Here is a 23,073-nt window from a genome sequence, read left to right on the forward strand (position 1 = left end):
TACGCCGGCAGGCATGTTGCCAGAATAAAGCGCATGGCCGCCACTCCTTGGGAATATGTACGGGTGAACAACGGTGAACAACGTGGATGACGTTCTGATCGGTCTCGATCCCGAGCAGCGGGCGGTCGCCGAGGCCGTGCGGGGGCCGGTGTGCGTGCTGGCCGGCGCGGGCACGGGCAAGACCAGGGCGATCACCCACCGCATCGCGTACGCGGTCCGCAGCGGCGTCGTCGAGGCGCGGAGCGTCCTGGCTGTGACGTTCACCACGCGCGCGGCGGGCGAGCTGCGCCAGCGCCTGCGCGCGCTGGGCGCGCCCGGGGTGCAGGCGCGCACCTTCCACGCGGCGGCGCTGCGCCAGCTCACCTACTTCTGGCCGCGGGTCATCGGCGGCGAGGCGCCTTCGGTGATCGAGTCGAAGTTGCCGGTGCTGGTGGAGGCCTGCCGACAGGTCCGGAGGAATCCCGACAGGTCCGAGCTGCGAGACATCGCCGCCGAGGTCGAATGGGCCAAGGTCACCCAGATCGGCCCGGAAGACTACGTCGCGGCCGCGGCCAAGCACCACCGCGCCCCTCCCGTGCCGGCCGAGGAGGTGGCCCGCCTCTACGACACGTACGAGCAGATCAGGCGCGAACGCCACCTGGTCGACTTCGAGACCATTCTCGAGCTGACCGCGGCCGTGATGACCGAGCACCAGGAGGTGGCGGCCCAGATCCGCCAGCAGTACCGCTACTTCGTCGTCGACGAATACCAGGACGTCAACCCGCTGCAGAAGCTCCTGCTCGACACCTGGCTCGGCGGGCGCGACGACATCTGCGTGGTCGGCGATCCCAACCAGACCATCTACTCCTTCACCGGAGCGAGCCCCCGCTACCTCACCGGGTTCGCGGTGGAGCACCCGGAGGCCGCCGTCATCAAGCTGGTGCGCGACTACCGCTCCACCCCCCAGGTGGTCGACCTGGCCAACCTCGTCATCGCCAAGGGCAGATCCCCCCACCGCCTCGAACTCGTCGCCCAGCGCCCCGACGGCCCCAGGCCGGCGTTCGCCGACTACGACGACGAGCCCGCCGAGGCCGCGGGCGTGGCCAGAGCCATCAGGAAGCTCCTCGACAAGGGCGTGCCCTCGCGCGAGATGGCCGTGCTCTTCCGCGTCAACTCCCAGTCAGAGGCCTACGAGGAGGCCCTGTCCAAGGCCGAGATCCCCTACGTCCTGCGCGGCGCCGAGCGCTTCTTCGAACGGCCCGAGGTGCGCCAGGCGGTCGTCCTCCTGCGCGGCGCCGCACGCTCCGCGGCCGGCGAACCCCTGGCCTCCGAGGTCCACCACATCCTCGCCGGCATCGGCCTGACCCCCACGCCCCCCTCCGGAGGCGGCAAGGCCCGGGAGAAGTGGGAGTCGCTGAAAGCCCTGGCCGACCTCGCCGAGGACATGGCCGCCGAGGGCGCCGACCTGCCCACGTTCGTGGCCGAACTCGAACGCCGCGCCTCCGAGCAGCACGCCCCGCCCGTCGAAGGTGTCACCCTCGCCTCGCTCCACGCCGCCAAGGGCCTGGAATGGGACGCCGTGTGGCTGGTCGGCCTGACCGACGGCATGCTGCCCATCATCTACGCGGAGACCCCCGACCAGATCGAGGAGGAACGCCGCCTCCTCTACGTCGGCATCACCCGAGCCCGCGAGCACCTCTCCCTGTCCTGGGCCCTCGCCCGCGCGCCGGGCGGGCGCAAGAGCCGCCGCCCCTCCCGATTCCTCGACGGCCTCACCGGCCGCGCCTCCACCCCGGCCCGCATCGCATCGCCGTCCCGCGAACGCCGCCAGGTGGCCGCGCCGGTCAGCTGCCGCGTCTGCGCGAAGACGCTGGTGGCGGCTGCGGAACAGAAACTCGGGCGCTGCTCGACCTGTCCCGCCGACTACGACGAGGCCCTCCTCGAACGCCTGAAGGCCTGGCGCACGGCCACGGCCAAGGAAGCCAAGATCCCGCCGTACGTCGTCTTCACGGACGTCACCCTCCAGGCGATCGCGGAACGCGCGCCTGAGACGGAGCAACAACTGCTGTCGATCGCGGGCATCGGCAAGGTCAAGTTCGACCGCTACGGCGAAGCCGTCCTCGCCCTGTGCCGCCATCACTGACCACACCAGGGACTGACACGATCATGTCCATGACCTTCGCACCTCCACCGGAGACCGCGGCCTGGCGACACCTCGGCGCGCGCACCGGCTTCGAGGTGGTCTATTTCCGTCCGGCGGGCGGAGGCGGGCACCGCGTCGAGGGCTGCACGACGGCCGTCGAGGACAGGATGACCTGGGCGGTCGACTACGCGATCGACGTGGACCGCGACTGGGCCACCCGGCGTGCGGAGATCAGCAGCCGGTCGGCGGCCGGGCTCCGGCACACCGTCCTGGAGAGCGACGGTGACGGCGGCTGGCGGATCGACGGCGTACCGGCCTCTCACCTGGGCGGCTGCCTGGACGTGGATCTCGTCCTCGACTACCCCGGTCTGGCCGTCCGGGCTCTGTGAGCCCGGCGAGGCGGACCCCGGCGTCGCCCGACCGTCCAGGACGGACGCTCAGGAAACGGATGCCGGAAGCGGCCACAACCTGTCCGCTACTCCTGCGATGGTGGTCTCTCTGGGAACCGGGCGACAGGGCCGGCGCCTGCGGGTGCCGCGCCGGAACGAGCCAGGAAAGGGACCCCAGGAAAGGGAGCCCCGGAGAAGGAGCAGGGTATGCGGATGCGCACGCTGGGCCGTACCGGAATCCAGGCCGCCCACGTCCTGCCCGGGCACCATGATGGTCGGCCAGGCCGGCATCCCCGGCCACAACGACTCCACACACCGGGCCACGAGGGTCAACGCCATCGGAACCACCCGCGTCTCGGCCGTCACGCGCCCCGAGTCACGCCGCAGACCGGCCGGCGAGCGCGTCGATGCATGGTGATCCGATGACCGTTCTCGACACCAGGGCGCTCAACCGCGCGACGCTGGCCCGGCAGTTACTGCTCGACCGCGCCGACCTGCCGGTCATCGAGGCGGTCGAGCACCTTTGCGGCCTGCAGGCCCAGGAACCGCAGGAACCGTTCGTCGGGCTGTGGTCGCGGCTGCGCGCGTTCGACCCGGCGGTGCTCTCGGACCTGCTGGTACGGCGCAGCGTGGTGCGTACCCATCTCATGCGCCGTACCGTCCACCTCGTGACCGCCGACGACGTCCTGGCCTGGCGGGCCCGCCACGACGCCATGCTGCGCCAGCGGGTGCTCGGGGTCTACCGGAGTCAGCTCGCCGGGGTCGATCTCGACGAGCTCGCCGCGGCCGGGCTCGCGGTGATGGCCGACGGCCGGCCCCGCTCGATGTCCGAGCTCGCGCGGGAGGTCGCCGGCCGCTGGCCGGAGCCAGGTCCGCGGCCGCTGGGAGAGATGCTGGTCGCCGCCCTCATCCCGATGGTGCAGCTCCCGCCACGCGGGCTCTGGCGCACGAAGGCCGGAGTGCGCAACGTCCCCATCTCGTCCTGGCTGGGCCGCGACATCGACCCACCCGCCACGGACGGCTCCGACCCCGCGGGCCAAGCACTGGTACGCCGCTACCTCGCCGCGTTCGGCCCGGCCGCCACCGCCGACCTGCGCGCATGGTCAGGCCTGGCCGGACTGCCGGCCGCCGTCTCCGCGATACGCGGCGAGCTGATCAGCTTCCGCGACGAGAGAGGCCGGGAACTCCTGGACCTCCCCGACGCGCCACGACCCGATCCCGGCACACCAGCCCCGATCCGGTTCCTGCCGGCCTTCGACAACGCGCTCCTCGGCTATCACGACCGCAGCCGTATCGTCGACGACGCCCACCGCGGCCTTTCCGTGGCCGGCGAGCGCGTGGTCCTGGTCGACGGCAGGGTCGCCGCGACCTGGACCGTCGAGGAGGACACCGTGCACGTCACCCCGCTGCGCCCCTTCTCCCGTGCCGACCGCGACGCCGTTGCCGAGCAGGGGCAGGCGCTGGCGGCGTTCCTGTCCGACGGCGAGAACCACCGCGTGCAGATCGCCGCCTCCGCCGGATGAGGACGAGATCTTCACCGCCCTCGAGAAAAGGGCCAGCCAGTGCTGTGCGGGGGCGTACTCACCCGCGACGCGTGTGAAATGTCGGCTGACCCGTGACCCCGGCGAAACCGTGGCACGAAATCATCAGACAAGCCAGGCCCCCTTGTGGCCTGAATCCAGCGGCACGTCACACTTGTCCCGAAGACCGGAGAAGCGAAGGGGACCGACCACGTGAACGAGGCGCTGAAGGAGTTGCTGGACCTGCTCGACCTTGAGCAGATCGAGCTGGACATCTTCCGGGGGAGAAGCCCGGAGGAGCGCATTCAGCGCGTCTTCGGCGGTCAGGTAGCGGCCCAGGCTCTGGTGGCGGCCGGCCGTACGGTGCCCAAGGACCGCAACGTGCACTCCCTCCACGCCTACTTCATCCGCCCGGGCGACCCGTCCATCCCGATCGTCTACAACGTCGACCGCCTCCGCGACGGCCGTTCGTTCACCACCCGACGCATCGTGGCGGTCCAGCACGGCAAGGCGATCTTCACGATGTCGGCGTCGTTCCACGTCGCCGAGGAGGGCGTGGCGCACCAGGCGTCCGTGATGCCGGTGGTGCCGGATCCCGAGACGCTTCCCACGTTCAAGGACAGGATGTACGAGCTGGTCGCCGATCATCCTGATCTGCGCGACTGGTTGTCACGCCCGCGCCCGGTCGACGCGCGCTACGCCTCGCCGCTCACGTGGGAGGCGTACCAGAACCCGGAGCTGCGCAGCGCCGAGACGAACGTGTGGTTCCGCTATGACGCCGAGTTGCCCGACGACCCGCTGCTGCACGTCGTGCTGGCCGCGTACGCCTCCGACTTCACGCTGGTCGACACGATACTGCTGGCGCACGGCATGGCTTGGGGAGCCTCGGACATCGTGGGCGCCTCGCTGGATCACGCCATGTGGTTCCACGGACCGTTCCGGGCCGACGACTGGCTGCTCTACGCGCAGGAGTCCCCATGGTCGGGGAGGGCGCGGGGCCTCGCGCGGGGCGAGATGTTCAACGCGTCCGGCGAGCTCGTGGTCTCGGTCGTCCAGGAGGCGATGATCCGCCAGACGAAGTAGGCCGGAATCGCCTGCCCACAGCAGGCCGAGGAGCCTGTGAAATGTAACGAAATCGCAGGTAGAAAATATGTTGCCGGTTCCTGGGTTCCCGGTTTAGGGTCTTGGTCAAGCGAGTCGGGCAGTCCTGCTCCGACGATCTCAGAGGGAGGAGAGTCACTGTGATCAGCATCAAGATGCCAGCCACGATGTGGCTCGCCTCCGCGTGCCGTGACTCGGTGAGACTCGTCGATGGTCCCACGAAGTTCCGGCAGGAGAAGTCTGTCCGTAGTCAGGCCGCCGCCTATGCGCACGCCCACTTCGGCGCTGCCGCCGCACAGGCAGCTCCTGTCTACACCGCTCGTATCGAACTGCCGGCCAACCAGCTCACCAAGGGTGGACTGCGCGGTCCGCATCCCTGGCGGGATACCCCGGTCATAACCTGACCGGGAAGACCCCACCAGGCCGCGGATCCGCAGACAGGATCCGCGGCCTTCTTGTTTGTCCGTGATCCCCCGACCACCCACGAGGTGCCCGAACAAGATCAAGATCGATCAAAGGAGAAAGCAGATGGGGGCGAAGACGATCATGGACCTGATCGACGAAGCCGAGATCCCCTGTCGTACCGACCCTGACCTGTGGTTCGCCGAGTCGCCGGAGGACGTGGAGTTCGCCAAGGCTCTCTGCGGCGGCTGCCCGATCCAGAAGGCCTGCCTGGCTCGTGCGCTCGAGCGCGAGGAGCCTTGGGGCGTCTGGGGCGGCGAGCTCATCCTCAGGGGAACCATCATTCCTCGCAAGCGTCCGCGCGGGCGTCCCCGCAAGCACCCGGTCGCTGCCTGAAACACCGCACCTACGAGCAAGAAAGCGAAACCTGATGATCACTCAGTCGACGAGAAGCCTCGCAGTGCCGGATCTCATCCATGAGTTGGTGAATGACCGAATACAAACGCTTCATCGAGAGGCGGAGGAGCAACGCCTCATCGTGCGCCTCCGTCGCGTGGAGCGGGCACGGCGTGGGGTCAGGCGGGCGAACGACCGCCTCCGCAAGGCCCTGAGCCACCCGTTCTGATCGGGGAGATCCTGCCGCCGGCGCAGGATCTCTCCTTGAGCTCCCAACAATGAGAGCCGGGCGCGTCCAGCGCCCGGCTCTTCCTTTTTCCCGGGTACGTTGCCCCACGGGTCTCACCTGGCCCAGCGAGGGATCTCACCCCGCAACGACGAGCTGCCCAGCAGAGCCTCCCGGTGATCCGTGCGGACGGTCGGACCTCGCGGGACGGCATCGCTGGGCAGCTCTGCCACATCGCGGGGCACGGTGTCGGACGCCGGGGTCAGGGGTGCGGGGCGTCGCGTGCCTCGCGCGCGCCGAGCGATCCAACGGGGCCGCGGGATCACTCGCCACGATCTCTGCCGTGCCTCTTCTCAGGGCACGGCGCTGGTCAGGGGCCGGTCAGGCAGTGAACGGCGGGGATCTCGCCGGGCACGCCCGGCGCCGACGGGTCGACCACGGTGGTGAGCTCGCCGACGCTGGAGGCGAGGCAGATGGCGATGGCCGACGGGTCGACAACAGCGTTCGCAGCGGGGGCGGCGAAGAGCAGGCCCGCCGCCGCGAAGGCGGTAACCGCTGGCAGACGCGCGGATCTATCCATGGAGGTCCTTCCACGTTCCAAATCGTGACTCTCTGCGTTCAGATAATTACATAGAGTAGTCAAGCCGCGGTAGAGCGAACGTCGAATTCTCATCGACGAGCCCGGCCAGGCACCTCGTTGACCCATGACCTGTCGCCCGCCCGGTCCCGGCCAGGTTGCGTCCAGTCAGCGAACCCGTTCGACCCAGGCCAGGCGCACATCGATCCTGGTCGACCTGGCGCAAGAGTCCCTCGCGGCAGGAAGGCGGCGCCGTCGAGCCCAACGGGAACGGGCCGCGGTCAACCGATGGCCAGGGCCTCGTCATCGGGGTCGTCGGCGAAACCAGGAACCCAGCGGATCACCTCGTCGCGGAAGCGTGCTGTGGCGCCCAACTGGCACAGAACACCCACGCCCGCCGCATGGACCCGGTGGATGAGCACGTACGACGTCGGCAGGTTGAGCTGGCGGACCACGTTGGTGGGGCGGAGGTCCGTGACGCTGGCGACCTGCGCCTGCAGCCACTCCCGGCTGAACGTGAATTCCTCCACTGCGGTCGGCTCGACATAGGGGGCGAGAAAGGCCCGCAACGCGTCGGGGTCGATCTGGATGTCCTCGCGGATGAAGCCCTCCTTGCGCAGGCCCCGCATGACGGTCTCCATGTCGCCCTGGTTGAAGATGCGGGTCAGCTGGCCGAACGACTTGGGGTAGCCGTCGGGCAGGCGGTTGACCGCGCCGAAGTCGAGAACGCCGAGCTTGCCGTTGTCGAGCATGCGGAAGTTGCCGGGGTGGGGGTCGGCGTGCAGCATGCCGACGCGCGCTGGGGAGCAGAAGAGGAAACGCACGAGAAGCAGGCCGGCCCGGTCGCGCTGCTCCTTGGTGCCCTCGGTGATGATCCGGGACAGCGGTGTGCCGTCCATCCACTCGCTGACCAGCACCATCTCGTTGGCCGCGACGACGTCGGGGACGTGGAAATCAGGGTCGCCGTCGAACTCCAACGCGAACGCGTGCTGAGCCTCGGCCTCCCTGAGATAGTCGAGCTCCTCGGCGATCCGCTCCCGCAGCTCGCTCAGCACGGCCTTCATGTCGAGGCCGGGCAGCAGCGTCCCGAACACCTTGCCCAGGCGTGCCAGCTGCGCGAAGTCGCCGAGCAGCGCCTTGCCCGCCCCTGGATACTGGATCTTGACGGCCACGTCGCGGCCGTCGTGCCACACGGCCCTGTGCACCTGGCCGATGGAGGCGGCGGCCGTCGGCCGGTCGTCGAAGGACAGGAAGTGCTGCCGCCAGTCGTCACCCAGTTGTTCCGTGAGCACGGTGTGAACCGTGGAGGCGGGCAGCGGGGGAGCCGCGTCCTGCAGTTTGGTCAGCGTGGCGCGGTAAGGGCCGGCGATCTCCTGCGGCAGAGCCGCCTCGAAGATCGACAGCGCCTGCCCGAGCTTCATCGCTCCGCCCTTGAGCTCGCCCAGGACCTTGAAAACCTGCTCGGCAGTACGCTGCTGCACCTCCTGCGCCACGATCTCGGCGGACTTGCCGCCGAGGCGTTTGCCCAGCCCCAGGGCGGTGCGCCCCGCGAAACCGAGCGGAAGGGCGGCCAGCTTGGCGGAGCGCGTGACGGCACGGCGTGGAAGATCGCTCACACTCATGCGCGAACCTCGAAAGATCCGCTTCCCCCCTTCGTGGTCGTCCCTGAGCACGTCAGTCGCGGTTGTCATGCCATGACCATTCTTAGCGAATAAGGATTGTTTCGCATACAACGACATTGCGGGTGAATGGTCCAGGACCGCCTTTTCCAACGCCAATCAGGGGTTACGTCCATTGTGCCGTTGGTCACAGCGGACTCCCGGCCATCGAGATGAGCAAGCGCGTGGCCGGTCGCCGCGGCTGCGACCAGGGCAGCCAGCGTCGAGTCGCAGGCGATCTCGCCGGCCGGATAACCACCCAGCCTCGCAGTGACGATAGGCCAAGCCGGGTCGTGGTCGCGCCGGGTCAGGTCGAGACAGTGCAGGCACGCGCTCTCTCCGGGCAGGACCAGCGGGCCGACGATGCCATGGCCCTCGAAGGCCGACGCCAGGAGATGCGGGATGCGCAGCGCGGTCAGCTCGTTGACCAGCACCCCGTCGAGCGCGCCGACCGGCGCCAGGACGACGAGGTCGGGCCGATCCGTGGTGTCCCCCAGATACGGCCCTCCGGCCAAAGCGTTGACGGACGGCGTGAACTCGCCTTCCTCAGGCGAACCCGCCCTGCCCGGCCGAGGCCCGGTGTCCCGAGCAGGCGGTCGACGAATCCCACGCCTGCCCGCGGACGCCGCCGCACCAGACCGAGAACCGGACGAGGACGCAGCGACTCCCACAGACCGGGACGGAAGGTCGGACTCGGCGTCGGGGCCGGGCTGGGACGGACGGCCGCGCTCGGTATCGGGCTGGGACGGACGGCCGCCGTCGGGGCCGCGGCGGCGCGGGCTGTCGCCATCGGGGACCGCCCGGGATGGCCGGGATGGCCGGGTCGTTCCTGGCGCGGGAGATGACGGGACGGCCGGCCGTGACCGCGCCGCGAGGGCGGAGGGCGCGGGAGCCGCGGATGGACGGGCTTCGCGTGACCTTTGACCTGAAGTCGTGGCCGGCGATCCGCGGTGAGCGGTGGCGGAGCGCGTTTGTGGAGGTGGAGCGGGCGCGGGGACGGGTGGCGTGCGGCCGCCGGAGGTGAGCCTTCTGGCGACCGCGACCGCGCCGGCCTCGCGAGTCAGGCCCAGCTCTGCCCACGTCAGACCGCCCGGCGTGATGTCGCCCGGCCGGACGACGCCCGGATCGAACACCCGGACGTTGCCCACCCCGGCGCCCGCCAGCAGCGCCACGACCTGCGCTCCCACCCGCCCGGCCCCATAGACCCGCACCCGCTTGTGCCTGCGCCGCTCCAGCACGGCGATTCCGCCTTCGGGCGAGGTCGATGCCAGATCGAGGGCGTCGAGATCCGGCCGCAGACGGTCTCGCTCGGCCAGCGGGAGGTCACGAAGGGCGCCAGGGCCGGCGGAGGCGTCGTGGAGGGCTCCTTGCGAGGTGAGCTGGTCGAGCAGGGAACGGGCTTGGTCTTCTTCAAGACCTGCGCGGCCCGCATCGCGCAGGACTCGCTCCAGATCGCGGGTGCCGTCGAGACTCTCGATCCATGCGCGGACCGGGCGGGTCAGACCGCTCAGCATGACGGCCCTGAGGGGGTGCACACCGAACTGGAGGGTGTGCTCGTCGCGGACGATACGCCGGAGGGCGGGCTTCACACGTGGCCTCATGGCGGGAAGGCTCGCACGCGACGGCAGGATTCCGTGCGGATTCCTCCGTGGCTGTGGATAACCACGGACCTGCCGGAGCACCTGTGGACAACGCCTCCGCTTCAGCCCGTTCCCGGAGCAGAACCGCCCGGCTGGGCGGGACAGGAGCGTGCAGACGCGTGGGCCGGGGGACGCCCGTGGCATAACGGCCGGGCCGGGTTACGCTTCCCGGCATGACCGAGCTCCTGGTTGATCGCCATGACGACGGAGTCGTCCTCATCACCCTCAACCGCCCCGACATGCGCAACGCCATGACCGATGCCATGACCGCCCGATGGCGCGAGACGATGTCGTCGCTGGCCAAGGACCGCGACGCCCGCTGCGTCGTGATCACCGGGGCGGGCACCGCGTTCTCCTCCGGCGGCGACCTGTCCTGGATCGGCGATCGCGGCGCGGAGGCGGTGCCGTTGTTGCGCGACCGCATGCTCGACTTCTACCGCACCTGGCTCATGGTCACGGAGCTCGAGGTCCCCACGATCGCCGCCGTCAACGGCCCCGCCGTCGGCGCGGGGTTGTGCGTGGCGCTGGCCTGCGACCTCGTGTACGCCGCCGCCGACGCCAAACTGCTGGCCCCGTTCACGTCGCTCGGCCTCCATCCCGGTATGGCGGCCACGTATCTGCTTCCCAGGAGGGCGGGCACGGGCCTGGCGCGGGAGATGCTCCTGGCCGGCCGTACGGTGACAGGTGCGGAAGCGGCGGTTAAAGGACTAGTAAATGAATCTTTCCTGAAAGATGACCTTATGTCGGAAGTACGGTCCATAGCCGGGAAGATCGCGAAGAACGCACCCATAGCCACAAGACTCACGAAAGTGGCCCTGAACCAAGACCATCAGGACCTGGAAGCCGCGCTGAGGTGGGAGTCCCTGGCACAGCCGGTGACCATGGCATCGTCCGACATGATCGAAGGGCTGGCCGCGCATCGGGAAAGGCGTGTGCCCAAATTCACCGGCTCTTAATCATCTGACCAGCAGAAACAACGTCCACCCTCTGTGGAATTTCGTCAGTCTCGGCTACCGTGCATATGTGCCCCCCGAGACAGTCGAGGTTCGTCGCAGTTCTCGTCGCAGGCGTACGGTCTCCGCCTACCGCGACGGTGACAAGACGATCGTGCTCCTGCCCGCCTGGCTGAGCGGCGAAGACGCGGATGAATGGGTGAGCCGGATGCTGGATCGGCTGGCCGCGAAAGAGCGGCGGCGACGGCCGACGGACGAGGCTCTCCTCGAACGGGCCAAGGAGCTGTCGGCCAGATATCTCGACGGCAAGCCCGACCCCGTGAGCGTGCGCTGGGTCGACAACCAGCAGCACCGGTGGGGTTCGTGCACCCCGGAGAACGGCACGATCAGGATCTCGACGCGGCTCAAGGGCCTGCCGGAATGGGTCATCAACTATGTGATCATCCACGAGCTGGTGCACCTGCTGGTGCCCAGCCACGGCCCCAAGTTCTGGGCGCTGGTAGAACAGTATCCGAAGGCGGAGCGGGCGCGCGGGTTCCTCGAGGGATTCTCCGCCGCGGCCCACACGGCACCGGAGGAGTGTTGACGCGCATAGCCGCGGTCCTGGCACGACGGCGCATGTCGCAGGCGGCGCCCCCGGGCGTCGACCCGGCGGTGTTCCTCGAGGCGGTGGCCGAAGACACCTACGAGATGGTCGCCGGGCTGGAGCTCGTCACCCCGGTCCTGATCACCAGCGTGCCCGAGCTCGACGCGATCGTCTGGCCGGGCACCCAGGTCATCGTGGTCGACGAGGACGAACCGTTGAAGAGCATCCTCGCCCGCCTGGACGCCGACCAGGCCGCCGTGATCGCCGCGGACGCCCCCGATCTTCCTCCGCTGCTGGTCGGAAAGTTGTTCAGGGAGCTGGGCAGGTCCGAGATCACGATCTGCCCAGCGGAGCGCGGCGGAGCCGTGGCACTGGCCTGCGCGCTTCCCGCACCCGGCTGGGCCGACCCCGACCTCGACGACGCCGACGTGGTGGCCACGTTGCGCGCCCAGGCTCCAGGGCCGCGCAGGGTCGCCACCACCCCCGGCTGGCACCGCCTGCGCACCCGCGGCGACGTCGAACGCCTCGACCCCGGCCTCGAAGGCTGGGACAACACGCGAGCTCTGATCTCCGCGCGCTGACTCAGGGGACGGTGAGCTCGGCCAGCAGGGCACGATGGTCGGTGCCCGGCACGTCGTGCACGCTGACCTCCTTGACCCCGACCCGCTGGTCGACCAGCACGTGATCGATGGTGATGATCGGCGGCACCCGCTTGTTGGCCGGCCACGTGGGGATCAGCCCGGCCCCCACCTGGTCGGCCGCGTCCTTGTAGCCGCGTGCCAGCAACGAGCGCATGGGCGCGTGGTCGAGCGAGGCGTTGAAGTCGCCCGCGAGGATCCGCACCCGCTCGGGCGATGCGGAGGGAAACGCCTCCAACGCCTCGTGCCAGTCGGCGTAGTTGCGGCCAAGGGGCGGATAGGGATGCGCGTCGACGAACTCGATTGGCGGCCCGCCGGGCAGCGAGACCAGCGCGGCCGGCATGCGGTGCCCGATCTCCGGCATCACGTCGGGCAGTTCACGCATCGGGTGCTTGGAGTAGAGCCCGCTCCCCCCGGCGCTCCACTCGGCTTCCAGCACCCGGTGCGGCATGATCTCCTTGAGCCCGGCCGCGTCCAGATCGGAGATGGCCCCAGGGGTCAGCTCCTGCGTGCTCAGCACGTCGGGCTCGAACTCGCGTACGAGCCGCATGATCGTCGCCACGTCGGCCCTGCCGAACAACATGTTGATCGTCATGACCTTGAGCGGCCGGCCCGCCGTGGCGTCCGCGGTGCCCAGCGCCCTTGGCAGCACGCTGAAACCGAGCGCGGTCGTGGCGAGCAGCGCGACGGCGGCCGCGGCTCGCTTGCGCCCGACCGCGGCGATCAGCAGCGGGATCAGCGAGCCCGCCGCCGCGTACGGGGTCGCGGTCATGAGCTGTGTGGGCAGCGACCCGCGCTCCAGCCCGGCCACCCGGGCGACGGCCCAGGCGGCGAACGGGGTCACGGCCAGCCAGGTGAACGCCGTCGCCGGAAATCTGCGTCGTTTACGGTCCGGCACCACGATCGTGCCGCCGACGGCGGAAGTCTCCACGCAAGCCCCCTTTGGAACGACCCAAGAGGACTCTAGCCAAGTGCTCGCGAGCCGAGCGTGTCCCGTCCGCGCGCGGCCAGTCGCCGCGTCGCCTCGTCGGACAGCTCGGGGATCTCGTCGACAGGGAACCAGCGCAGGTCGAGCGACTCCTCGCTGATCACGGCCTCTGCCCCTTCGGGCGCCACGGCGGCGTATTCGACGTCGAGATGCCAGCTGTGCGGCGGATGGCACCACACGACGTGCTTGTCGACGGCGAGCGGCCCCGGCAGCAACTCGAGTCCGGAGATCCCCGACTCCTCCCATGCCTCCCGCAGCGCCACGTCCGCGAGCGACATGTCGGAGATCTCACAGTGGCCACCCATCGGCAGCCACATCTTGGCCTTCGGATGCAGGGTGAGCAGCACCTGGGAGCCGTCGTGCGACAGCACGGCCGTCGTCGCCGTCAGATGCCCCGGCACGCAGGCACGCGTCATCGCGTCGTCGTGGGTGCGAAGGTGCTCGAGGAATTCCGTACGCAGCGCCTCTTCCTCGGGCGTGGGCGCCGTCCAGCCGGACAGCACCGCCACGGCGTCGCGGTGCAGGCTCAACTCTTGTCGCCCTCGCCCTCGTCGTCCGGCTTGGTCTCCAGCTGGGAGATGTCCCAGGCCTGCTCACCGCGTACGAACGCCTCGGGGTCTTCGAGATCGTCGGCCGTCGGCATCAGATCGGGGTGTGACCACAGACCGTCGCGCCCGTCGACCCCCCGCTCGCTCTCCAGCGCGCGCCACAGCGCGGCCGCCTCGCGCAGGCGCCTGGGCCGCAGCTCCAGCCCCACCAGGGTGCCGAACGTGAGCTCGGCGGGACCGCCGGTGGCGCGCCGCCTGCGCACGGTCTCCGCCAGGGCCACGGCGGAGGGCAGCTTGCCCTGGGCGGCCTGGTCGACCACGGTGGCCACCCAGCCCTCCACCAGGGCGAGCATGGTCTCCAGCCGGGCCAGGGCGGCCTTCTGCCGCTCGGTCTCCTCGGGCTTGAGCAGGTTGCCCCCGCTGAGCGCCTCCTGGATGGCCTCGGGGTTGTTGATGTCGAGACCGCGGATCTGCTCTTCGAGGGCAGAGGTGTCGACGGTGATGCCCCTGGCGTATTCCTCGACCGCGCCGAGCAGGTGCGAGCGCAGCCACGGAACATGCTGGAACAGCCGGTGGTGCGCGGCCTCACGCAGAGCCAGGTAGAGCCTGATCTCGTCGGACGGCACCTCGAGGCCCTCGCTGAACGACGCGATGCCGCCGGGCAGCAGCGCGGCCGTGTCGGACAGGGGCAACCCGATGTCCGTGGTGCCGACCACCTCGCGGGCCAGCGAGCCGATCGCCTGCCCGATCTGCTGGCCGACCATCATGCCGCCCATCTGCTTGAGCATGCCCATCAGCGGCCCGGCCATCTGCTGGGCCTCGGGAGGCAGCCCCGAGCCTCCGAGCGCGCCGCCCATGGTCTCGACCATGCGTTCGGCGATGGGCTCGCAAAGCTTTCGCCATATCGGGACCGTGTTCTCGATCCACTCGGACCGGCTCCAGGCCTGCGGATTGGACACGCCGCTGGGCAGCGTCGTCGCTTCGTTCAGCCACAGGTCGGCCAGGCTGAGCGCCTCGACGATCTGACGGCGCTCGCCTTCCATGACGCTCGGATCGCCCTCGGCGGCCACGGAGTGCCGGGCGATGTTCTTGGCCATGTCCCAGTTGACAGGGCCTGAACCCTGCGGCGCCGACAACATGTCGGCGAACTGGCGCATCGCCTGAGCCATCTGCTCAGGGTTGCCGAACATGGCGAACGGGTTCTCGTTAGGGTCGTTTTCGCGACCTGGCAGGTCAGTCACCGCTCTACCTCGTGCAGGATGGAGGAGTCCACATCCGCCACGTTAGTCGTCCTACGGCGGATCAGTGCAAAGTGAGGACCTGGTGCCTACCTCGAAACGCCCGCGTCAACCCGTCGTAGCCGTCACCGGTGCGGCCTCCGGCCTCGGCCGCGAGCTGCTCGCCAGGCTCGTATCCGCTGCGGATTTCCGCAGGGTGGTGGCCATTGACGAGCAGCGCGGCGACGTCGGCGAGGCCACCTGGAGAGTGCTCGACGTACGAGATCCGCTCTTGGCGAACCGGATCTCCGACATCGACGTCCTCGTTCATCTGGCCGGCGACTACACCGTCGACTCCGACCCCGGCGAGCGGCGCGCCTACAACCTGCGAGCCGCCCAGACCGTGCTGACGGCCTGCGCCGCGGCGCGCGTCCGCCGCGTGGTGCTGGTCACGAGCGCGATGGTGTACGGCGCCGCGCCCGACAACGAGGTGCCCCTGCCCGAGGACGCCCCGGTCACGGCAGAGCCCGACACCGGCGTCGTCGGCGACTTCCTGGAGATCGAGTCGCTCGTACGCAGGTCGCTGCGCAGCCATCCCGGCCTCGAGGTGACCGTGCTGCGCCCGGCCGCGGTGGTCGGCCCCGGCGTCGACACGGTGATCACCCGTCACTTCGAGTCGCCCAGGCTGCTGACCGTGAAGGGCTGCAGCCCTCACTGGCAGTTCTGCCACATCGACGACCTGCTCTCGGCGCTGGAGCTGGCGGCGCGCGGAGCCGTCACGGGCGTGGTGGCGGTCGGGTGCGACGGGTGGATGGAGCAGGAGCAGGTCGAGGAGATGTCCGGCATCCGCAGGTTCGAGCTGCCCGCGGGGCTGACGTTCGGCACGGCGCAGCGCCTGCACCGGCTCGGCATCACCCCGGCGCCCGCGACCGACCTGCACTACGTCGTCTACCCGTGGGTGGTCGACTGCACGGCGCTGCGCGAGGCGGGCTGGAAACCGGCGTGGACCAACGAGGCGGCGTTCGAGCAGCTCCTGGAGCTGCGCGAGAACAGGACGACCGTGGTCGGCAGGCGCCTGCCCGTCAAGGAGGCGACGCTCACCGCCGCCGGCGCCACCGTCGCCGTGATCGGCACCGCCGCGATCGTCCGCCAGGTGCGGAAGAAGAGGCGGCAGTGAGGGCCGGTGCGAAAACTCCCAGGTGATCTGCTGCAACGCCCCTGACCAGGCACGACATTAGAGCGGCAGCCCGGCGGGCAGATTTCTTGTTGGTATTCTCTTTCCGTGGACGTCATCCGGTTGCTCGGCATTCGTGAGACCCCGCTGTCCGTGGACGAGGTGCTGGCCGCCGTGGGCGACCACGCCGCCGGCGGCACCACGATCTTCGTGGGCACCGTCCGCGAGCAGGACCAGGGAAAGCCGGTGGTGCGGCTCTCCTATTCGGCGCACCCCTCAGCCGAGGCCGAGTTGCGGCAGGTGGCCGAGAAAGTGGCCGCCGACTTCCCCGTGACGGCGCTGGCCGCCGTCCACCGCGTGGGCGACCTGGCGCTGGGCGACACGGCCGTGATCGTCGCGGTGTCCGCGCCGCATCGTGACGAGGCGTTCAGGGCCTCGCGCCGGCTGATCGACGAGCTGAAGGCGCACGTCCCGATCTGGAAACACCAGTCATTCGCCGACGGCGAGGCCGAATGGGTCGGTGCCGGCGAATAGGCTTTCCACCATGTCACGACGCGCCCTGACCCTGCTGCTGTCGGGGTTTCTCGTGCTCGCTCTCGGCGTGGTGGGCGCGCTCCAGAAGGTCCCCTACGTCGTGCTCAGCCCCGGCCCGACGGAGAACACCATCGGCGAGGTCGACAAGAAGCCCGTGATCTCGATCAAGGGCCGGCAGACCTATCCCACCAAGGGCGCGCTGAGCCTGGTCACGGTCGCTTATCAAGGTGGCCCTGCCGCCCAGATCGACCTGCTGACCGCGTTGCGCGGCTGGATCGATCCGACCGTCGCGGTGGTCCCGCAGGAGACCATATTCGCTCCCGACCGTGATCCCAAGGAGGTCGAGGAGGAAAACACGGTCGAGATGTCCAACTCCCAGGACTCGGCCACGGCCGCCGCGCTCAACGAGCTCAAGATCCCTTACAACATGGTCGTGTCGGTCGTGTCCACGGAGAAGGGCAAGCCCGCCGACGGCAAGCTGCGCAAGGGCGACGAGATCAACTCCGTCGACGGCAAGCCGGCGGAAAACGTCGATGTCGTGGGCGACGCGGTCAAGGCACACAAGCCGGGCCAGAGCGTCGTCTTCAACGTCACCAGGGGCGGGACGAAGCTCGACGTCACCGTGCCGACGATCGCGGGTCCCGAGGGGCAGACCCTGGTGGGCGTGCTGATGCAGGCCACGTACAAGTTCCCGTTCGACGTCGACATCAACGTGGGCGACGTCGGCGGACCCAGTGCCGGGCTGATGTTCTCGCTCGGCATACTCGACAAGCTCACGCCTGGCGAGCTCACCGGGGGCAAGCGGATCGCCGGCACCGGCACCATCCAGCCGACGGGCGAGGTCGGGGCGATCGGCGGCATCGCCCAGAAGATGGTCGGGGCGAAGGAAGCGGGCGCCACCGTCTTCCTGACGCCCGCCGACAACTGCGCCGAGGCCATGAAAGCCGTCCCTGACGGGCTCCGGCTGGTCAAGGCCGACACTCTGCACAACGCGGTGCTGGCGCTGGACGCGCTGCGCACGGGCAAGGGCAACGTGCCCGCTTGTGACGCTGGATGAAACTTTCGGCAAGGCCCATGCGTTAGCCCTAGGGCTGGCACCGCGGTGTAGGTTGCCAGACACGGACCGATTTTCATGACGACGAGGGGTTGGCCTTGAGCTTCCGGACCCCAGGAGCCGGCAGGGCGATGCGCTTGCCCCGCCGACCGCGACTGCTTCTGCCGGTGGCGATCGCCCTTGTGGTGATCGTTGCCCTGTTCTTTCTCTTCTCTGGTTTTTACACCGACTACCTGTGGTTCGACGCGACGAACTACACGTCGGTCTTCACCACCGTCCTGCTGACCCAGATCGTGCTGTTCCTGGTCGGAGCGGCGCTGATGGTCGGCATCGCCGGCGGCAACATGCTGCTGGCCTTCCGGATGCGGCCGATGTTCGGGCCCGCGGTGTTCGGCGGGAGCAGCGGCGCAGACCGCTACCGCATGGCGCTCGACCCCCACCGCAAGCTCATCTTCATCGTCGGCATGGCGCTGCTCGCGCTCTTCTCCGGCTCCTCGTTCGCCGGCCAGTGGCAGACGTGGCTGAAGTTCATCAACGGCGAGGCGTTCGGCAAGCAGGACCCGCTGTTCCGGATGGACATCTCGTTCTTCATGTTCGACTATCCGTTCATCCGGATGGCGCTGAACTTCCTGTTCACCGCGGTGATCATCTCCATCATCCTCGCGGCGATCACCCACTACCTCTACGGCGGGTTCCGCCTGCAGTCGCCCGGCGTCCACGCCTCCAGGGCCGCCCGCACGCACCTGTCCGTGCTGCTGGGCGTCTTCCTGCTGCTCAAGGCCGTCGCCTACTTCGTCGACCGCTACGGCCTGGTCTTCTCTGACCGCGGATTCGTGCACGGCGCCTCCTACACCGACGTCAACGCCGTCCTGCCGGCCAAGACCATCCTCGCGATCATTGCCCTGATCTGTGCCGCCCTGTTCTTCGCCGGTGTGTTCCGGCCGGGCGGCATGCTGCCCGGGGTCTCCGCGGGCCTGCTCGTGCTCTCGGCCATCCTGATCGGCGGCGTCTACCCGGCGCTGGTCGAGCAGTTCCAGGTCAAGCCCAACCAGCAGGGCAAGGAATCCCCTTACATCCAGCGCAACATCCAGGCCACGCGGGAGGCGTACAACGTCGACAAGACCGAGGTCGAGACCTACAACGCGCAGGCAGACCCGGCCAAGGTCGATTCCAACGGCGACGCGTCCGTCTCCGGCGTCCGGCTGCTCGATCCGGCGCTCGTGTCCTCGACGTACGAGCAGACCCAGCGCATCCGCGGCTTCTACAGCTTCGCCGACACGCTCGACGTCGACCGCTATCCCGACAACACGGGCAAGCTGACCGACCACATCGTCGGCGTGCGCGAGCTGACCAGCCCGCCCCAAGACCAGAACAACTGGATCAACCGGGCCCTGGTCTACACCCACGGCTACGGCTTCGTCGCCGCGCCCGGCAACCAGGTCGACTCCGGCGGCTTGCCCGCCTACGACGCCAAGGACATGCCGGTCACGGGCCCGCTGGTGAACAGCGCCAAGCTCAAGGAATCGCGCATCTACTTCGGCGAGGACCCCTCGTCCTCCGAATACGTCATCGCCGGCGGCAACCCCAACAACCCGCAGGAGCTCGACTACCCGGAGACGGGCGGCACGGGCCAGAAGAACACCACCTACACCGGCAAGGGCGGAGTGCCCGTCGGCTCGTTCATCAACCGGCTCCTCTACGCCGCCAAGTACAGCGAGGCGAACATCCTGCTGTCAGGCGACATCAACGACAACTCCAAGATCCTCTACGTCCGTCACCCGCGTGACAGGGTCCAGCAGGTCGCGCCGTTCCTCACGCTCGACGGCAACCCCTACCCGGCGATCATCGACGGGCGTGTCACCTGGATCCTCGACGGCTACACGACGTCCGACGACTACCCCTACTCGCAGAGCGAGAGCCTCGGCGACATGACGCGCGACACGTCCACCGACCGTCGCGTCATCGCCCAGCAGCCGCGTGACCAGATCAACTACATCCGCAACTCCGTCAAGGCCACGGTCGACGCCTACGACGGCACGGTCAAGCTCTACGCCTGGGACAACAACGACCCGGTGCTCAAGACCTGGAGCAACGCCTTCCCCGGCGTCATCAGCCCGGCCTCGGAGATGAGCGCCGACCTGCGCAGCCACGTGCGCTACCCGGAAGACCTGTTCAAGGTGCAGCGCTACACGCTCTCGCGCTACCACATCACCGACCCTGCCGCCTTCTACAGCGGCCAGGACTTCTGGAACGTCCCCAACGACCCGACGCAGGGCGAGCAGAACGTCAAGCAGCCGCCCTACTACCTGACCACCACGATGCCGGGCGGCACGCCGACGTTCTCGCTGACGACGACCTTCGTTCCACGGCAGGGGCCCAACCTGGCGGCGTTCATGGCGGTCGACTCGTCGTCCGGCTCCGGCTACGGCCGGATGCGCATCCTCCGCATGCCGTCCAGCACGCCCATCCCGGGCCCCGGCCAGGCACAGAACGCCTTCCAGAGCCGCTTCGCAGGTGAGCTCAACCTGCTGGGCGTCGGTGCGTCGTCGGTGCGTTACGGCAACCTGCTGACGCTCCCGTACGCGGGCGGCCTGGTCTACGTCGAACCGGTCTACATCCAGGTGGCCGCGGGTGGCGGTCAGGAGCCCTATCCGATCCTGCAGCGCATCCTGGTGTCGTTCGGCTCCAAGATCGGTGTGGCTCGCACACTGGAGGAGGCGCTGCAAGAGGTCTTCGGCGGCGAGCAACAGCAACAACCCCAGCAGAACGAGCAACAGACCCAGCCCAATGAGGCCAACACCGCGCTCAATTCGGCGATAGCCAACGCGAAGAAGGCGTACGACGACGCGCAGAAGGCCCTGCAGGCGAGCCCGCCCGACTGGGATGCCTACGGCGACGCGCAGAAGCGGCTGGAGGAGGCCCTGAAGACGCTGGAAGGGGCCAACAAGCAGGAGCCGGCGCCCACGGGCACGCCGAGCCCATCGCCCTCGGCCACGCCGTCTGCGACGCCGACAGGCACAAGCTCGCCGCCGGCCTCCGCACCACCGTCAGTCGCGCCGTCACCCACCGGATCACAGGCGGGAGGCACCTCTTAGCGCAATCAATTTGCGCCCACCCCGCGCCGCCGATACGCTTACAAAGCAAGACGACGCGGGGTGGAGCAGTTCGGTAGCTCGCTGGGCTCATAACCCAGAGGTCGCAGGTTCAAATCCTGTCCCCGCTACCAGGCCAGAGGCTCGGGATTCGGAAACGGATCCGAGCCTCTGATCGTTTCAGAGTATGACCGTCACGGGCACTCCTCTGAAGGCTGTATAGTTGTCAGCAACACACCGACGCGGGGTGGAGCAGTTCGGTAGCTCGCTGGGCTCATAACCCAGAGGTCGCAGGTTCAAATCCTGTCCCCGCTACCAAGGAAAGTCCCCGGTCACCGGATCATCCGGTGACCGGGGACTTTTTCGTTTTACCGATAACTGGCATTCACGGTCTGCCGTGTCCCGTGGCCTAGTCGTGCTTACATGATTACATGTCGGATGAGGCAGTTCCTACGATCTGCGAATGGGCCAGCGGAGAACGCGGTGGATACCCCAACATGCTCCGCCACCACCTGGGCAGGGCGATCACAGAGCCGCAACGCCGCAGGTGGGTCAGCCTGCTCATGGACGCGGCCGACGAGGTGGGGTTGCCGGACGATCCGGAGTTCAGGGCGGCGTTCGCCGGCTACATCGAGTGGGGCACCCGGCTGGCCGTACAGAACTCCCAGCCGGGCGCGGAGCCTCCGCCGCTGGCGCCCGTGCCGAGATGGGGGTGGGGTGTGGCGCCGCCGTACCAGCCTTGAGCCGGTCGCGCGGTCACCGGTTCCACCCGTCCGCTTCCGCGTAGGCGTCCGGCTCGTCGAGCGGGTTCACGTACGTGTCGGAGTCCCGGAGGTCCTCCTCGCGAACCCAACGCGAGATGCCCCGTGAGACCTCGTCGTCGATCTCGGCGATGCGGTGCAGATAGGGCAGCCGGTCCCGGTACATGTCGATGATCGACAGCTGGAGGTCGTCCCCCATGTCCCGGCCGATCTCGTAGAGGTTGTCATCCATGGCGCTCAGGCCTTATCGATCATTTGGATCGCCTTCTGCACGGCCCAGCCGAGGAGCAGGAGCCCGAAGACGACCTGCACGATGCGCATCCACAGGGACGAGAAGTGATCGGCGTAAACAACGATGCCGACCCACATCAAGCCGAATATCCCGACGAGGAGGATTGCTGCCCAGTTCAGCCCTCGCTGCCACATATGTGAAGTCTCGCAGCCGGTCCGCCAACGGCGGGTATGCCGGGAGTCGTCATCGGGTCACCGCGCCGGGCCCTTCAGCGGGGGAGCGTCCTGCCCGTGCTGACGCAGCGTCGCAGGCGCACGCCACGCCGATGGTGCCGCTGAGGCGACTCCTCCAAGCACGCGAGCAACGCGGCCGCCGTGGTGGCGTCGGCAAGGACGCGTTGCACGGTCTCCTCGCCCTGGGGCAACTGGCCGTGTTCAGCCAGCTCGTGCTTGAGGAACGCCATGGGATCCGGCGCGTGCGCGGCGTCGGCAGCCACAGTCGCCCGTGCGGACGTCAGCAGGCGCAGGTAGTGGGTGCGTAGAATGGCCTCGCGCATGCGGGAGTGCTCGAGATCGTCGATCAGCATCCTGGCGATGCTCAGCAGGTCTCCGGCCTGGGTCGTCTCATCGGCGAGGAAGGCGCGGATGTCGTCGAACTCCGAGCGGGTCATGGCGGGCACCTCCGAGAGCGCAGTCTGCTCGTGGCTACATTCGTAGCGGCGGGCGATTGCGGATGGCTTGCCGTCGACTTGCGCCGCGGGGTCGCCAAGGGGAGTTCATCGGCAGGGTTTGGGCGTCCGCTGGCGAGGGAAGAACCTCCTGATTACCTGAGTGGGCCGAAGCAGGTGCCACAGGCTGCTAGAGTTGCTTCGCGCAGGGCGGTCCGGAGGTTCCTCGGAGCCTCGGAGTAGCCCGGCAAATCCCACTACCTTCATGGTCGTCCGTCATGGTTTCGCACCGGTTCGGACGGGCTGGTAAGTTAGGGGGGTTGTCTCCGAAAGGGGGCGGCGCTTAATTCCCGCAGGTTGTGCAGGTCCGGTCAATTTGACAGGGACTTGAACGGCTGAAAGAGTTAAGACACAACGAAATGAACGCCTCTGAGCGAGGATCCCGGGTTCGGGGTTTTGGTGAGGATGGACGCGTGCGTTTCTTGAGAACTCAACAGTGTGTTAAAAGCCAGTGCATGATGCACAACCCCGTTGATCGACGTTTGTCGGTTGATGGATTCCTTTTTGTTAGTTGGGTTCAGACCTTTTTTGGAGAGTT

23 protein-coding genes and 2 tRNA genes are annotated in these 23,073 nt (G+C 68.5%); 16 read left to right on the top strand and 9 right to left on the bottom strand.

From position 1 onward, the window contains the following. Positions 1-82 precede the first annotated feature (82 nt). The 6 genes from ACTWPV_RS16560 to ACTWPV_RS16585 all read left to right on the top strand — a co-directional run bounded on the left by ACTWPV_RS16560 (position 83) and on the right by ACTWPV_RS16585 (position 5,930). Positions 83-2,122, top strand: coding sequence for an ATP-dependent DNA helicase UvrD2 (locus ACTWPV_RS16560; RefSeq protein WP_443152424.1), 2,040 nt, complete (start codon positions 83-85; stop codon positions 2,120-2,122). 29 nt (positions 2,123-2,151) lie between these two features. Then, positions 2,152-2,511 carry a putative glycolipid-binding domain-containing protein gene (locus tag ACTWPV_RS16565; protein WP_443152425.1) on the top strand — a complete coding sequence of 120 codons (360 nt, stop codon included), beginning with the start codon at positions 2,152-2,154 and terminating at the stop codon, positions 2,509-2,511. Between the two features lie 422 nt (positions 2,512-2,933). Next, the gene (locus tag ACTWPV_RS16570; RefSeq protein WP_443152426.1) at positions 2,934-4,034 is read left to right on the top strand and encodes a winged helix DNA-binding domain-containing protein; all 1,101 of its coding nucleotides are present in this window, start codon (positions 2,934-2,936) and stop codon (positions 4,032-4,034) included. A 210-nt stretch (positions 4,035-4,244) separates the two neighbouring features. Next, positions 4,245-5,114 (top strand): acyl-CoA thioesterase, encoded by an 870-nt coding sequence (locus ACTWPV_RS16575; RefSeq protein ID WP_347646439.1) that lies wholly within the window; start codon positions 4,245-4,247, stop codon positions 5,112-5,114. Positions 5,115-5,272: 158 nt separating this feature from the next. After that, on the top strand, positions 5,273-5,536 hold the full coding sequence (locus ACTWPV_RS16580) for a hypothetical protein (protein WP_347646440.1): 264 nt from the start codon (positions 5,273-5,275) through the stop codon (positions 5,534-5,536). A gap of 124 nt (positions 5,537-5,660) precedes the next feature. Next, on the top strand, positions 5,661-5,930 hold the full coding sequence (locus ACTWPV_RS16585) for a WhiB family transcriptional regulator (protein ID WP_132333100.1): 270 nt from the start codon (positions 5,661-5,663) through the stop codon (positions 5,928-5,930). A gap of 596 nt (positions 5,931-6,526) precedes the next feature. Here the strand turns inward: ACTWPV_RS16585 and ACTWPV_RS16590 are convergent. The 3 genes from ACTWPV_RS16590 to ACTWPV_RS16600 form a co-directional block, all read right to left on the bottom strand. Beyond that, positions 6,527-6,736, bottom strand: a complete 210-nt coding sequence (locus tag ACTWPV_RS16590) for a hypothetical protein (RefSeq protein ID WP_443152427.1) — start codon at positions 6,734-6,736, stop codon at positions 6,527-6,529. Between the two features lie 278 nt (positions 6,737-7,014). Further along, positions 7,015-8,349 (bottom strand): ABC1 kinase family protein, encoded by a 1,335-nt coding sequence (locus tag ACTWPV_RS16595; protein WP_347646442.1) that lies wholly within the window; start codon positions 8,347-8,349, stop codon positions 7,015-7,017. Between the two features lie 71 nt (positions 8,350-8,420). Then, complete coding sequence (locus ACTWPV_RS16600; RefSeq protein ID WP_443152428.1) at positions 8,421-9,980, bottom strand: ThiF family adenylyltransferase; 1,560 nt, start codon at positions 9,978-9,980, stop codon at positions 8,421-8,423. Between the two features lie 224 nt (positions 9,981-10,204). Between ACTWPV_RS16600 and ACTWPV_RS16605 the strand changes: the two genes are divergently transcribed. The 3 genes from ACTWPV_RS16605 to ACTWPV_RS16615 all read left to right on the top strand — a co-directional run bounded on the left by ACTWPV_RS16605 (position 10,205) and on the right by ACTWPV_RS16615 (position 12,151). After that, complete coding sequence (locus ACTWPV_RS16605) at positions 10,205-10,987, top strand: enoyl-CoA hydratase/isomerase family protein (RefSeq protein ID WP_443152429.1); 783 nt, start codon at positions 10,205-10,207, stop codon at positions 10,985-10,987. 67 nt (positions 10,988-11,054) lie between these two features. Beyond that, on the top strand, positions 11,055-11,570 hold the full coding sequence (locus ACTWPV_RS16610) for a M48 metallopeptidase family protein (protein ID WP_347623147.1): 516 nt from the start codon (positions 11,055-11,057) through the stop codon (positions 11,568-11,570). Further along, on the top strand, positions 11,567-12,151 hold the full coding sequence (locus tag ACTWPV_RS16615) for a DUF2064 domain-containing protein (RefSeq protein WP_443152430.1): 585 nt from the start codon (positions 11,567-11,569) through the stop codon (positions 12,149-12,151). The genes ACTWPV_RS16610 and ACTWPV_RS16615 overlap by 4 nt, the downstream gene beginning before the upstream one ends. 1 nt (position 12,152) lies before the next feature. Here the strand turns inward: ACTWPV_RS16615 and ACTWPV_RS16620 are convergent, their stop codons facing one another. From ACTWPV_RS16620 to ACTWPV_RS16630, 3 genes are read right to left on the bottom strand one after another with little or no spacing between them, the layout of a single operon-like run. Then, a complete protein-coding gene (locus tag ACTWPV_RS16620) occupies positions 12,153-13,139 on the bottom strand; it encodes an endonuclease/exonuclease/phosphatase family protein (protein ID WP_443152431.1) in 987 nt (328 codons plus the stop codon). Between the two features lie 32 nt (positions 13,140-13,171). After that, positions 13,172-13,726 (bottom strand): NUDIX hydrolase, encoded by a 555-nt coding sequence (locus tag ACTWPV_RS16625; protein ID WP_443152432.1) that lies wholly within the window; start codon positions 13,724-13,726, stop codon positions 13,172-13,174. Beyond that, a complete protein-coding gene (locus ACTWPV_RS16630; RefSeq protein ID WP_443152433.1) occupies positions 13,723-14,934 on the bottom strand; it encodes a zinc-dependent metalloprotease in 1,212 nt (403 codons plus the stop codon). The genes ACTWPV_RS16625 and ACTWPV_RS16630 overlap by 4 nt, the downstream gene beginning before the upstream one ends. A gap of 130 nt (positions 14,935-15,064) precedes the next feature. Here ACTWPV_RS16630 and ACTWPV_RS16635 point away from each other — a divergent pair, with 130 nt between their 5' ends. The 7 genes from ACTWPV_RS16635 to ACTWPV_RS16665 all read left to right on the top strand — a co-directional run bounded on the left by ACTWPV_RS16635 (position 15,065) and on the right by ACTWPV_RS16665 (position 21,558). After that, positions 15,065-16,138, top strand: coding sequence for an NAD-dependent epimerase/dehydratase family protein (locus tag ACTWPV_RS16635; RefSeq protein ID WP_347623321.1), 1,074 nt, complete (start codon positions 15,065-15,067; stop codon positions 16,136-16,138). Between the two features lie 105 nt (positions 16,139-16,243). Then, positions 16,244-16,669 (top strand): molybdenum cofactor biosynthesis protein MoaE, encoded by a 426-nt coding sequence (locus ACTWPV_RS16640; RefSeq protein WP_347646447.1) that lies wholly within the window; start codon positions 16,244-16,246, stop codon positions 16,667-16,669. 10 nt (positions 16,670-16,679) lie between these two features. Next, positions 16,680-17,726, top strand: coding sequence for a YlbL family protein (locus tag ACTWPV_RS16645; protein WP_443152434.1), 1,047 nt, complete (start codon positions 16,680-16,682; stop codon positions 17,724-17,726). A 128-nt stretch (positions 17,727-17,854) separates the two neighbouring features. Then, positions 17,855-20,818, top strand: coding sequence for a UPF0182 family membrane protein (locus ACTWPV_RS16650; protein WP_443152435.1), 2,964 nt, complete (start codon positions 17,855-17,857; stop codon positions 20,816-20,818). Positions 20,819-20,872: 54 nt separating this feature from the next. After that, positions 20,873-20,949 (top strand) — tRNA-Met (locus ACTWPV_RS16655). A 107-nt stretch (positions 20,950-21,056) separates the two neighbouring features. Continuing rightward, positions 21,057-21,133: transfer RNA gene (locus tag ACTWPV_RS16660), tRNA-Met, on the top strand. A 179-nt stretch (positions 21,134-21,312) separates the two neighbouring features. Next, on the top strand, positions 21,313-21,558 hold the full coding sequence (locus tag ACTWPV_RS16665; RefSeq protein WP_443152436.1) for a hypothetical protein: 246 nt from the start codon (positions 21,313-21,315) through the stop codon (positions 21,556-21,558). Positions 21,559-21,571: 13 nt separating this feature from the next. Here the strand turns inward: ACTWPV_RS16665 and ACTWPV_RS16670 are convergent, their stop codons facing one another. From ACTWPV_RS16670 to ACTWPV_RS16680, 3 genes are all read right to left on the bottom strand, one after another. Next, on the bottom strand, positions 21,572-21,808 hold the full coding sequence (locus tag ACTWPV_RS16670; RefSeq protein ID WP_347646451.1) for a hypothetical protein: 237 nt from the start codon (positions 21,806-21,808) through the stop codon (positions 21,572-21,574). A 5-nt stretch (positions 21,809-21,813) separates the two neighbouring features. Further along, the gene (locus ACTWPV_RS16675; protein WP_347646452.1) at positions 21,814-22,002 is read right to left on the bottom strand and encodes a hypothetical protein; all 189 of its coding nucleotides are present in this window, start codon (positions 22,000-22,002) and stop codon (positions 21,814-21,816) included. 74 nt (positions 22,003-22,076) lie between these two features. Next, the gene (locus ACTWPV_RS16680; RefSeq protein ID WP_443152437.1) at positions 22,077-22,478 is read right to left on the bottom strand and encodes a hypothetical protein; all 402 of its coding nucleotides are present in this window, start codon (positions 22,476-22,478) and stop codon (positions 22,077-22,079) included. Between the last annotated feature and the right edge of the window lie 595 nt (positions 22,479-23,073).

It is taken from the genome of Nonomuraea sp. KM88, assembly GCF_052245635.1.
Lineage (GTDB): Bacteria > Actinomycetota > Actinomycetes > Streptosporangiales > Streptosporangiaceae > Nonomuraea.